Here is a 12,184-nt window from a genome sequence, read left to right as displayed (position 1 = left end):
CCGGTAACAGGATTCGACTCCACTGGACACGGGGTTCGACTATCGTCGAGCAATGGTCGTACCCGTGTTCAGTGGACTGGTCTCGGTGTTGCTGGGAGAGAACGCCGTCGCCCGCATGGCCGGACTCACCCGGTACATGACCGATCAGCTCGACTGCGCGGCGGCTGCCGTGACACGCGTGGCGGGCGGTCGGCACGCGGTGGTGGCCAGCCGTGGCTACGACGACCGGACCCTGGACTACCTCGTCACCGATTTCGTCGACAAGGATCCGGGCATGCAGGCGGTTCGGGCCGAGTCCTCCGCGATACTGACCTGGCGGGACATCCCGTCGTATCGTCAGACCTACTCGGTGCGCGAAGTGTTCGTCCCTGCCGGATTCTCCGAAGGCACCTCCGTCGTTCTGACGTCCCCCACCGGCGTGGCGGTGGGGGCTCTGCACGTCAGCGTGGCGCGCGATTCGGTCCCCCACGGGGTCAAGACGACGCTGAGCGATGCCCGGGAGTACGCCGCCTGGTCGGTGGACACGCTCACGCGGCAGGAAGAGGTGGCTCTCACCCCACGAGAACACGAAGTTCTCGAACTGGTGATCGCCGGCCTGTCCAACCGCGAGATCGCGCAGCGAATGCAGCTGTCGCGCAGCACGGTCAACACTCATGTGGAGCATCTGCTGCGCAAATTGAAGGCCCCCAACCGGGTCGGTGCGGTGGTGCGCGCGGTCCGGCTCGGTCTGGTGTCGAATCGGGATCCGTGGGCGCAGCCCACGTAGCAGCCCGCTCCGGGCCGGCGGCGGGACCCCGATATGGACGTCCCGTTCAGGTCAGCAGGGGCACGAGTTGCTGCGCGTGCTCTCGGAGTGAGTCGAGGTGGCGCAGCAGCAGGTGCTGATGGTCGATGCTGCCGGACAGGACCAGGCCCGCGACGAGGGTGCCGGTGGCGGAGCGGACGGGAACGGCGAGGCACGCGGAGTCGTCGCGCAGTTCGCCGAACTGGGTGGCGAAGCCCCGGTCGCGGATCTCCCCGAGGTGACGGAGCAGGTCGCTGCGCACGACGATCGTGCGGCCGGTGAGGGCATGGGGTTCCCACCGGGGGAGGACGGTGTCGAGGTCGATCTTCTCGGCGAGCAGCAGCTTGCCGACGGCGCTCGCCTGGAGGTGCCGATTGAGGAGGGCCTCGTCGGCGCGGGGTGGATATTCGGGGTCGGCGTCGGCAAGGCGGAGCGCCGTGTCGGTGTAGTAGAACAGGTGGACGCCGAAGCGGACGGTCAGCCGAAGTTCGGTGAGAAGGTTACGTGCGGCTGTGCAGACGGTGGGGACGACGGCCGCGTCGACCAGTATGCCGATCTTGCGCCCGAGTGCGAAGCCGGACAGATCGGGTAGCCGGACGACGTAGCCTTCTCCGGCGAGCAGGTTCAGGAGCCGATAGGTGGTCGCCGGCGGCAGGGAGAGGTGTGCGGCGATGTCCTTGGCGGTGACCCCGGCCCCGGCCCGGGCGACTTCCTCGAGGACACGCAGGGCGCTGATCACCGCTTTCGGCTGCCGCCCCGACAGGGTTCCGTCCACGGGGCTCACCGCCGCACCTGCCAGGGGCGGTGCCGGCCGAGCAGATCGGCGGCGACGGTCTCGTCGTAGACGCCTATCCGGTCCGCGACGTCCGGGGCGCGCCGCACCCGGACCGCGAGCAGCGCGCCTCCGAGGAGCATCAGGACCGCGTACACGGCGGTCATTGCGCCCGCCACGTAGATCCCCGACGCAGCCGCCCACACGATCAGCGCCACCAGGCACGTGGCGGTGAGCGCGCCGATGACCAGCGGCAGGCGGGTCAGCTCGCCGATCCGGCGCAGGAACGCGGGCGTAGCGACGCAGAGGAGGATGTAGGCGAGGACGTACCCGTGCGCCGAGAGGGCCAGCAGCCCGATCAGGACGTCGCGGTTCGAGCCGGTCGCCGCCAGAAAGACGACGGGCACGACAACGACGACAGGCATCGCGACGGCCAGGGCGACGTGCGGCGTGTGGAACCGGGCGTGGGCACGGCCGACGACCGCCGGGGCGACGCCCTCGCGGCCCATCGCGAACAGGGTGCGCGACAGCGCGGTGGTGGAGCCCATGACGCACGCGAACCACGACGCGGTGATTCCGAGCTCCATCAGGACCGACAGCACCGCCGAGCCGCTCCCGGCGGTGTCCGGGAGGGTGAGCACGATCCGGAGCGAACCGACTCCTTCCCTGGCGGACTCCGGCAGCTGCATCGTCGCGGCGAACACGTAGAGCGCCGCGAGCACGACCGGCGTCCACCTGATCGCGCGGGGCACGCTGATCAGCGGGCTGTGGGCTTCACGTGCCACCGTTCCGGCGCTCTCGAAGCCGACGAACGAGGTGATCGCCAGCAGGAGCGCGAAGCCGATCGCGGATTCCGAACCGGTTCCGGTCGGCGCCGAGGGCGGGTCGCCGTCCCGGACGGACACGGCGAACGCGATCACCAGGACGACCGATGCGGCGACGATGGCGAACGCCTCGACGCCCAGCATGATGCGGGCGGAGAGCTGGACGCCGCGGACCATCAGCAGCAGCGCGACGGCGCCGACGACGCCGACGAGCACTGCACTCGTCGCCGCCCCGGCCGGCAACCCGATCCGTTCGAGCAGCGACGCCAGATAGCTCGCTGCCCCCACCGTGCTGGCCATGGCGGCGGCCGCGTAGCCGATCAGCAGCGACCATCCCCCGGCGAAGCCGAGGCGGGGGCCGAGACCCTTCACCGTGTAGCTGTACAAGCCGCTGACCGCGACCATGCGGGTGGCGAACTGCCCGATGCAGTATCCGACGGCAGCCATCAGGACGGCCGCCGCGACGAACACCGGGATCGCCGCCCGCCCGGCTTCGGGGATGACGAGAGCCGGCAGGGTGACCATCACCGCGGACGGGGCGACGGCCGAGACGGACTGTGCGAGCACCTCGAAGAACGTGAGGCGTCCGCGCTCGAGGCCGGCCACCGGCGAACTACTTCGGATCTGTGGTGTACCGGACACCTTGCACCTGCTTCCACACTCGCCAGGGGACGTCGAGCGTCTGCCGCCGGACGATCCCGTGGGGTGCACGGTAGCGCAGGCACGCAGTGCGCTGCACCGATCGCACATCAATTTTCGGTCACTCGAATGAGAACGACGGGCCGTCCGGCGCCCGATCGGGCGGGGCCGGCGGTGCTCGTGCGGCCGTCACCTGGGCTGCGGTCGAGAAGTCGAACGAGAATCGGGAAACGGTCTGGGCCGCAGTCGAATGAGAATCGGACACCGCGTAATTTCCATCCGGAATCGGGGGTGACTCCCGCCACATCGTGTGGTTATCGTGGGTTCGGGTCACAGCGACGGAAACCGGCGGTTCTGCGTCGAAACGACTGTACCCGAGTCTTTTTCGCTATCTCTCACGAGTCGGAGACATCATGACTGCAGTTGCGCAATCCGCCACCGGCCTGCTTCCGGAGGTGGTCGACTTCCTCTCGTCGCCGAAGCAGATGCTGATCGGTGGCCGGTGGGTCGAGTCGGCCTCGGGCCGGCGGTTCGACACGGTCGACCCCGCCACCGGGCAGGTGCTGACCACGGTGCCGCACGGCGGCGCCGAGGACGTCGACCGGGCCGTCGCCGCTGCCCGCCGGGCGTTCGAGGAGGGACCGTGGCGGCGCCTGACCCCGGCCGAGCGCCAGCGCATCCTGTGGCGGATCGGCGAGGGCATCCTGGCCCGGGCGGACCAGTTCGCCCAGCTCGAGTCCCTGGACAACGGCAAGTCGGTGGTCGTCGCGAAGGCGGTCGACGTCACCTGGGCGGCCGAGATCTTCTTCTACTACGCCGGTTGGGCGACCAAGATCGAGGGCCGCACCGTCCCGGTGTCGGTTCCGTGGGCTCCGGGCGCTCGTTTCCACGCGTTCACCAGCCGCGAGCCGGTGGGGGTGTGCGCCCAGATCGTGCCGTGGAACTTTCCGCTGGTGATGGCCGCCTTCAAGCTCGCCCCTGCGCTGGCGTGCGCGAACACGCTGGTGCTCAAGCCTGCGGAGCAGACCCCGCTCACCGCCCTGCTGCTCGCCGAAGTCGCCGCCGAGGCCGGGGTGCCCGACGGCGTCGTCAACGTGGTCACGGGCTTCGGGGACGCGGGTGCGGCCCTGTCGGCCCATCACGACGTCGACAAGGTCGCCTTCACCGGCTCGACCGAGGTCGGCAAGAAGATCGTGGGCGCCGCCGCCGGGAACCTGAAGAAGGTCTCGCTCGAACTCGGCGGCAAGAGCCCCCAGGTCGTCTTCGCGGACGCCGACCTCGAGGCCGCGATCCCCGGTGTCGCCGGCGGATTCCTGTTCAACCACGGCCAGGCGTGCACCGCCGGGACGCGGTTGCTGGTGGAGGATCGCATCTTCGACGAATTCACCCAGGGCGTAGCGGAATTCGCCCGGTCGCAGAAGATCGGTCCAGGACTCGATCCCGCCAGCGATATCGGTCCGCTGATCTCCGAGGAGCAACTCGGCAAGGTGACCGGTTACCTCCGCGCCGGCCTCGAGGACGGGGCTCGTGCCCTGACCGGAGGAAAGCGCCACGGCGACAGTGGCTTCTACGTCGAGCCGACGCTCCTCGTCGACGTGCGCAGCGACTTCGGTGTGTACCGGGAGGAGATCTTCGGCCCGGTCGCCGTCGCGGTGCCCTTCAACCGGGAGGAGGGAGTTCGTGCCGCCGCCAACGACACCCCCTACGGGCTCGCGGCGAGCGTCTGGACGCGGGACGTCTCCCGGGCCCACGAGGTCGCCGCCGAGATCAAGGCGGGCACGGTCTGGATCAACTGCCACAACGCGTTCGACACCGCACTGCCCTTCGGGGGATACAAGCAGTCGGGCTGGGGGCGGGAACTCGGTGAGGGGGCCCTGGCGGAGTACACCCAGACCAAGTCGGTCAACATCGCACTGTGACCGGTCGGGGCGGTGCCCGGCACTGTGTGGGCACCGCCGTCCGTACCCCTGCCGGGCCGAACGAGAACCCGGCCCCCCGCCCTTCTCGTTTGCCGTCGACGAACCGTGACGCCGCGGTGACCGCACCGACAACGTCCGGGCGCACGCTTCTTCCGGCGGTCGGCACCGACATCGCCGGCGCACTCCCTCTCCCGAAAGTCGAAGCACCGATGACCCTCAACGCTCGCGCACACGAACCCCCCACCCACCGGTTGTCCGGAAGCCTCGGCCCCGGCGCCGTCGTCTTCATGGTGGTCGCGGCCGCGGCCCCGCTGACCGTGATCGCCGGCACGGTCCCACTCGGTATCTCCGCCGGAAACGGGGCCGCGTACCCCGCCTCGTACATCGTCTGCACGGTGGTCCTGCTCTTCTTCGCCGTCGGCTTCACCGCGATGGCGAAGCACGTGCCCGGGGCGGGGGCGTTCTACACCTTCGTCACCCACGGACTCGGCCGGCACGTCGGACTGGGTTCCGCCTTCCTGGCGCTGCTGTCCTACACCGCGGTCCAGGGTGCCGTCTACGGATACCTCGGCGCGGCCCTCGGCGACTTCGTGACCTCGCACGGCGGTCCCGAGTTGCCCTGGTATCTCTGGGCTCTGATCGTTCTGGCGGCGGTCGCGATTCTCGGCTACCGCCACATCGACCTGTCCGGAAAGGTCCTCGGGGTCCTGCTGCTCTGCGAGGTCGGCATCGTACTGGTGATCGATGCAGCGGTGATCGCCCGCGGCGGAGCGGAGGGTCTTTCCACCGCCGCGCTACGCCCCTCCGAGTTCTTCTCGGGCGCACCGGGAATCGCCCTGATCTTCGCTGTCGCCGGCTACATCGGCTTCGAGGCGACCGCGGTCTTCCGCGACGAGGTGCGCGATCCGGCCCGGACCATTCCGCGGGCCACCTATCTCGCCCTGGTGGTCATCGGTGGCTTCTATGCGCTGTCGAGCTGGGCGCTGGTCAGCGCGTGGGGCGACGAGGGCGCCGTCGTCCTGGCCACCGAGAACCCGGAGGGCATGATCATCGAGACCGCGACCCGCTACGTGGGAGCGGCGGCGGGGGATGTCGTGCAGGTGCTCCTCGTCACCAGTCTCTTCGCGGCGCTGCTGTCCTTCCACAACGTGCTCTCGCGCTACATCTTCTCGCTCGGCAACAGCGCGGCACTGCCGGCGCGATGCGGCCGCTCGCACGTACGCCATGCCTCGCCCTACGTGGCCTCGGTCGTGCAGACGGTCTCGGCCCTGGTTCTCGTCGTGGCCTCGGCCGTCGGCGGACTCGATCCCGTCACCGAGGTCTTCGCCTGGTTCGCCGGTGTCGCGTCCGTCGGCGTGCTCGCCCTGATGGCGCTGACGTCGATCGCCGTCCTCGTCTTCTTCCGGCGATCCCGGGCCGACACCCGGCCGTGGCCCACGCTGATCGCGCCGGCGCTGGGTCTGGCGGGGCTGAGCGCTCTGCTCGCGATGACGATCGCGAACCTGCCGCTGCTCGTGGGCGGATCCGGCACCCTCGCCGCCGTCGTCGGCGTGCTTCTCGCCGGGGCGTTCGCGGGCGGAACGGCCGTGGCCGTTCTCCGCCCCGACGCTGCACGACATCACCACCATTCCGGCGGCGTCGCGCCCGCCGCCACGACCGAAACCGAGATCGACAAGGAGATCGCCCGATGAGCACTGCCACCACGAAGTTCACCGAAGCGGCATCGACGCCCGCACCGGACCACCCGCTCACCCCTCTGACCGCCGACGAGATCACCGCCGTCAAGGAAACGGTATCGGCGGCGGGGCTGGTAACCGAGCACGTCCGGTTCGTCTACGTCGGGCTCGAGGAACCGCACAAGTCGACGGTCCTGGCGTTCAGGCCGGGGGAGCACATCGAGCGCCGTGCCCGCGTCCTTCTCCTCGACCGTGCGACCGGGGCGGGCTCCGATCACGTCATGTCCGTCACCGAACGCAGGATCCTCAGCACCGTCGCCGTCGACGCCGCCACCGAGGGGCATGTCCCGATCCTCGACGAGGAGTTCGAGGACATCGAATCGTTCCTCCTGTCCAGCTTCGACTGGATTGCGGCGATGGCTGCGCGCGGCATCGATCCGGAGAAGGTGCGCGCGGTTCCGCTGTCGGCCGGGGTGTTCGGGCACGAGGACGAGGTGGGGCACCGGATCGTCCGCGTGCTCGCGTTCCACCAGGAGGACGAGGCCGACCTGCCCTGGGCACATCCGATCGACGGGGTGGTCGCCTACGTCGACCTCACCGAGCAGCGCGTGGTGAAGGTCGTCGACGAGATCACCCTTCCCGTGCCGGCCGAACGCGGCGAATGGGACGCCGCTCCGCATGCGAGGCCGGCCCGCACCGACCTCAAGCCGATCGAGATCACCCAACCCGAGGGGCCCAGCTTCTCGGTCGAGGGCAATCGGATCACCTGGGCGGACTGGACGTTCCGGTTCGGGTTCGACGTACGCGAGGGCCTGACCCTGCACCAGTTGTCGTTCTCCGACGACGGCGTGCAGCGGCCGGTGATCTACCGCGCATCCATCGCCGAGATGGTCGTGCCCTACGCCGACCCGTCGCCGGTGCGGTACTGGCAGAACTACTTCGACCAGGGCGAATACCTGTTCGGCCGCTACACCAACTCGCTGGAACTCGGGTGCGACTGCCTCGGCGAGATCCGGTACTTCGACGTCACCATCGCCGACGAGAAGGGCGACCCGCGGGTGATGAAGAACGCGATCTGCCTCCACGAGGAGGACTACGGCGTCCTCTGGAAGCATACGGACATGTTCAACGGCATGACCGAGACCCGTCGGTCGCGCCGGCTCGTGATCTCCTTCTTCCTCACCATCGGCAACTACGACTACGGCTTCTACTGGTACCTCTACCTGGACGGCACCATCGAACTCGAAGCCAAGGCCACCGGCATCGTCTTCACCTCCGCCTACCGCGGCGAGGACGGGTTCGCCACCGAGATGGCGCCCGGGCTCGGTGCGCCGTTCCACCAGCACCTCTTCTCCGCCCGCCTGGACATGGCGGTCGACGGCAACGTCAACACGGTCGAGGAGGTCGACGCCGTGCCCGAACCGATGGGACCGGACAACCCGTGGGGTAACGCGTTCCGCTGCCGCAAGACCACCCTCACCACGGAGGCCGACGGGCAGAGGCTGGCCGACAATACCAAGGCGAGGGTCTGGCACATCACCAACCCGACCAAGCAGAACCGGCTCGGGCGGAACGTCGGATACGCACTGCACCCGGAAGGTCAGCCCGTGCTGCTGGCGGATCCGTCGAGTTCCATCGCCGCCCGCGCCGCGTTCGCCACCAAGCATCTGTGGGTCACGCGGTACGACCCGGCGCAGCGTTATCCGGCCGGTGACTTCGTCAACCAGCATCCGGGACAGGCGGGACTGCCGACATTCGTCGCCGGCAACCGGAACATCGAGGGCGAGGACCTGGTGCTGTGGCACACCTTCGGGCTCACCCACTTCCCGCGCCCGGAGGACTGGCCCGTGATGCCCGTCGACTACGCCGGGTTCACGCTGAAGCCGGTCGGGTTCTTCGACCGGAACCCGGCCCTCGACGTTCCGGCCGGCACGTCGAAGCACTGCTGCACGGACTGACGGGCATGTCCACCACGGTTCCGGAAGCCGCCCGCCGCACCACCACCACGTGGTGCGGCCGGGCGGCCGCCGCCCTCGCCGTGTCGGCGGCCGTCCTGCACGCCGGCTCGCTCGCGGAGCACACCCCGTCGCCCGGGTCGGCGGCCCTGACCCTCGTCATGGTCGCCGGATGCCTCTACTGCGCCCGTCACCTGTGGATGCGCGGAGACCAGCGGGACTGGATCCTGGTCACCGTCATGAACGTCGCGATGATCATGGTGCACCTGACCACCATGAGCCCGGGCCGGGCCGCGGGCGGCCACCACGGGCACGCTGTGCCTCCGGTCGCCGGTGCAGCGGCGGGCGCCTCGATTCCCCCTCTCATGGCGGCCGCGCTGGCGGTCGCGGCCGCGGAGGTCCTCCTTGCCGTGAGCGTCGTGTTCCACCGCACCCGGCGGGGGATGGACCCGGCGACCGCAGCGGCGCGGCCGAGGTGGAGCGGCACACTGTCCACATGAACATCCGGTTCCGGCGCGGATCGCTCGTCGTCGCGGCGTCGATCCTGGTCGTGACGGCCTGTGGTTCCGGCCCGCCCGACGAGCCGCCCGAAGCCACCGCGACGAGCAGTCCGACGTCGGAACCGGCGACCACGCCGCCCGGGCCCCCGTCCCCGGCTCCGGGGCCCTCCGCGACCGTCCCCGTTCCGCCGTCCGGTCCGGAGCCGACGCCGGTGCCTCCGGCCGGTGTACCTGCCGCCCTGCGCGGCATCGACCTCGAACGGATTCCCACCGAGGAGAAGGTGGTGGCGTTGACCTTCGACGGTGGAGCCTCCGACACCGCGGTCTCCCGCATTCTCGCCACGCTCGCCCGCTACGCCGTCCCGGCGACGTTCTTCGTCACCGGTGATTTCGCGCGGACGTATCCGGACCGGGTCCGCGCCGTCGCCGCCGCCGGGCACGCGGTGGGAAACCACAGCAACACCCACCCCTCCTATCCGGATCTGACCGACGAGCAGATCAGGGCCGACCTCGCGGCGGCCGAGAACGCGATCACGGCACTGACGGGTCGCCCGGCCGTGCCGTTGTTCCGGTTTCCCTTCGGTGCTCGCACCGACGCCGACATCCGCGTCGTCAACGGTGCCGGCTACGTGCCCGTGCGCTGGACCGTGGATTCGCTCGCCTGGAAAGGCACGAGCGGTGGTCTCGACGCCGCGGCGGTGACCGAGCGGGTCCTCGCCGCGGCCGCGCCCGGCCAGATCGTTCTGATGCACGTGGGCGCGAACCCCGACGACGGCACGACCCTGGACGCCGATGCGCTGCCGGCGATCATCGACGGTCTGCGGACGCGGGGTTACGGTTTCGTGGATCTGGCCGATGTCGTCCGCTAGGCCCCCCGAGTTGCACCGCATCCGCGTGTTCGATTTGCGGACTTCACGATCACTGTGCTTACTTATGAACGCGGTCGGGAATCGTTGGGGTGGATCCCATGGCTGAAGGACGGTTTCGATGATCCTTTCCGCTGTCCGGGTCGCGATCGTCGGCGCGCTGACCATCGGCTCGATGCTCGGTGCCGTCTCGATCGCCCATGCCGACCCGTCCCCGGCCTCGTACTGTGCGCCGACCGTGGTGCTCGCCGTCGACGGCACGAAGGGCCCCGAAACGCCGGATTCGATCGATCCCGAGAGCCCGCTCAACTCCTACACAGATCAGTACCGCAACAGCCCCGACTTCGCGGTGCGGCACGTGCGGTATCCGGCGGGCATGGTCGCCGGGGTGTTCGGCTGGGACACGTTCATGGACCAGTCGGTGCAGATCGGCGTGCAGAATCTCTGGGCGGAGATCGGCCGGACCGAGGCCGCCTGCGGGCCGCGCACGCGCTACGAGCTGTACGGCTACTCGCAGGGAGCGATCGTCGTGCGCAGGGTCGCGATGGAGATCGACGCGGCGGCGCCCGTGCACGACGACGGCACCGACCTGCAGGACCGGGTGCGGGTGCACCTGATCGCCGACCCGGCGCAGGGCCGGCCCGCGCAGTACGCCGGCCCGCTCGTCCCCGGCATCACGCTGCCCCAGCCGGCGGGCGAGTTGCGGCACATCCCGGTCACCACCGAGTGCCTCGAGGGCGACATGATCTGCGACCCGGAGGGCAACGTCACCGGGTACATCCGCGAGCACGCGACGTATCACCCGTGACGTTCGCGCTGGGCGTCGTGCTCTTCGCGCTGGGGGTCGCGGTGTCCGTCGCCCTGCACGAGGCGGGCCACCTGTGGGCGGCGCGGCGTCTCGGGATGAAGGTGCGCCGCTTCTCCCTCGGGCGTGGCCCGATGCTCTTCTCCGTCCGGCGCGGTGAGACCGACTACGGGCTGGGACTGATCCCGGTGGGCGGGTTCTGCGAGATCGCCGGCACGACCGCGCTCGACGAACTGACCCCCGACGAGTACGACCGCGCCCTGTATCGGCAGAAGACCTGGAAGCGGCTGGTCGTGATGTCCGGCGGCATCGGCATGAACTTCCTGCTCGCCGGGGTCCTCGTCCTCGTGCTCGCCGTCGGGTGGGGGCTGCCGGAGCTGCATCCGAAGGTGGTCGTCGAGTCCGTCGGATGCGTCCCGTCGTCGCAGCGGCCCGGCCCGGGATACGGCCTCGCCGCGTGCGACGGCCCGGGACCGGCCGGGGCCGCGGGGATACTCCCCGGCGACGCGATCCTCGCCGTCGACGGCGAGGGCGTCACCCGGTTCGGCGACCTGGTCGGAAAGATCTGGGACAGCGCAGGAGTCGACGAACTGACGATCGAACGGCACGGCCGCCGGCTGGTGCTGCCCGTCGCGACCGAGCAGGTGCAGCGATGGGTGGTCGACCCTCGGACGGGGGACGAGCGCTCGACGGCCGTCGGTGCGATCGGAGTATCCGCGCGCCCGCCCGCCGGTCCCGTGCGGTACGACGTGGTGACCGCGGTGCCCGCCGCCCTCGCATTCACCGGCGACCTCGCCGCGCTCACGGCGCGCACGGTGGTGGACATGCCGACGAAGGCGGCGTCGCTGTGGCGGTCGGTGACCGGCGGCGAACGCGACGCGGACACCCCGATCAGCGTGGTGGGGGCCGGATCGCTCGGGGGCCGGGCCGTCGAGCGGGGCGCCTGGGAGTCGTTCGTGCTGCTGCTGGTGAGCCTGAACCTCTTCGTCGGCCTGTTCAATCTGCTGCCGCTGCTCCCTCTCGACGGCGGGCACATGGCCGTGGCGATCTACGAGGGTCTGCGGAACCGGGTGCGCGCCCGGCTGGGCCGGCCCGGCGGAGCGCCGGTCGACTTCGTGAAGCTGCTGCCGGTGACGTACGCGTTCGTCGTCGTCGGCGGGGCCTTCATGCTGCTCACCCTCGCGGCGGACATCGTCGCCCCGGTTCGTCCGGCCTGATCCCGGCAAACTTCGTGGAACTTCCCGCAATTCGACCGAATCGGTCTCGCCCCGTTGCGCATGCGGGGGCGAACCGCTTCCATGGAGTGATGCCGCGGTGGTGTTGGGACGAGGACGAACCGTTGTTCGGAGACGTCGAGTCGCCGGTCGGAGGCGCGACCATAGCGGGCCTGTCCGCGCTGATCGCGCTCGTCGCGCTGGCCGTGATCGGGCCGGCCCTGGTCTGA

11 protein-coding genes are annotated in these 12,184 nt (G+C 70.0%); 9 read left to right on the top strand and 2 right to left on the bottom strand.

What is annotated here, in order from left to right; all coding sequences use genetic code 11:
• The first annotated feature begins 52 nt into the window (after positions 1 to 52).
• Positions 53 to 766, top strand: a complete 714-nt coding sequence (locus tag OCS65_RS26955; protein ID WP_263508223.1) for a response regulator transcription factor — start codon at positions 53 to 55, stop codon at positions 764 to 766.
• 46 nt (positions 767 to 812) lie between these two features.
• Here the strand turns inward: OCS65_RS26955 and OCS65_RS26950 are convergent, their stop codons facing one another.
• Entirely contained in the window at positions 813 to 1,568 is a 756-nt protein-coding gene (locus OCS65_RS26950; protein ID WP_050034460.1) for an IclR family transcriptional regulator, read from the bottom strand.
• Positions 1,565 to 2,986, bottom strand: a complete 1,422-nt coding sequence (locus OCS65_RS26945) for an APC family permease (RefSeq protein ID WP_044476308.1) — start codon at positions 2,984 to 2,986, stop codon at positions 1,565 to 1,567. Before OCS65_RS26945 ends, OCS65_RS26950 begins: the two co-directional genes overlap by 4 nt.
• 446 nt (positions 2,987 to 3,432) lie before the next feature.
• On the opposite strand from OCS65_RS26945, the gene OCS65_RS26940 reads away from it, so the two are divergent.
• The 8 genes from OCS65_RS26940 to OCS65_RS26905 all read left to right on the top strand — a co-directional run bounded on the left by OCS65_RS26940 (position 3,433) and on the right by OCS65_RS26905 (position 12,184).
• Positions 3,433 to 4,938: an aldehyde dehydrogenase family protein gene (locus OCS65_RS26940; RefSeq protein ID WP_006943134.1), complete on the top strand. Its 1,506-nt coding sequence runs from the start codon at positions 3,433 to 3,435 to the stop codon at positions 4,936 to 4,938.
• Positions 4,939 to 5,147: 209 nt separating this feature from the next.
• A complete protein-coding gene (locus OCS65_RS26935; protein ID WP_263508220.1) occupies positions 5,148 to 6,629 on the top strand; it encodes an APC family permease in 1,482 nt (493 codons plus the stop codon).
• On the top strand, positions 6,626 to 8,572 hold the full coding sequence (locus OCS65_RS26930) for a primary-amine oxidase (protein WP_263508218.1): 1,947 nt from the start codon (positions 6,626 to 6,628) through the stop codon (positions 8,570 to 8,572). Before OCS65_RS26935 ends, OCS65_RS26930 begins: the two co-directional genes overlap by 4 nt.
• 5 nt (positions 8,573 to 8,577) lie before the next feature.
• The gene (locus OCS65_RS26925; RefSeq protein ID WP_050034461.1) at positions 8,578 to 9,069 is read left to right on the top strand and encodes a hypothetical protein; all 492 of its coding nucleotides are present in this window, start codon (positions 8,578 to 8,580) and stop codon (positions 9,067 to 9,069) included.
• Entirely contained in the window at positions 9,066 to 9,938 is an 873-nt protein-coding gene (locus OCS65_RS26920; RefSeq protein WP_263508216.1) for a polysaccharide deacetylase family protein, read from the top strand. The genes OCS65_RS26925 and OCS65_RS26920 overlap by 4 nt, the downstream gene beginning before the upstream one ends.
• A gap of 118 nt (positions 9,939 to 10,056) precedes the next feature.
• A complete protein-coding gene (locus OCS65_RS26915; RefSeq protein ID WP_006943145.1) occupies positions 10,057 to 10,743 on the top strand; it encodes a cutinase family protein in 687 nt (228 codons plus the stop codon).
• Positions 10,740 to 11,957 carry a M50 family metallopeptidase gene (locus OCS65_RS26910; RefSeq protein ID WP_263508213.1) on the top strand — a complete coding sequence of 406 codons (1,218 nt, stop codon included), beginning with the start codon at positions 10,740 to 10,742 and terminating at the stop codon, positions 11,955 to 11,957. Before OCS65_RS26915 ends, OCS65_RS26910 begins: the two co-directional genes overlap by 4 nt.
• Positions 11,958 to 12,046: 89 nt before the next feature.
• Positions 12,047 to 12,184, top strand: coding sequence for a hypothetical protein (locus tag OCS65_RS26905; RefSeq protein WP_006943148.1), 138 nt, complete (start codon positions 12,047 to 12,049; stop codon positions 12,182 to 12,184).

It is taken from the genome of Rhodococcus aetherivorans, from assembly GCF_025722975.1.
Taxonomy (GTDB): domain Bacteria; phylum Actinomycetota; class Actinomycetes; order Mycobacteriales; family Mycobacteriaceae; genus Rhodococcus; species Rhodococcus aetherivorans.
This window is presented reverse-complemented; position numbering and strand designations above follow the sequence as displayed.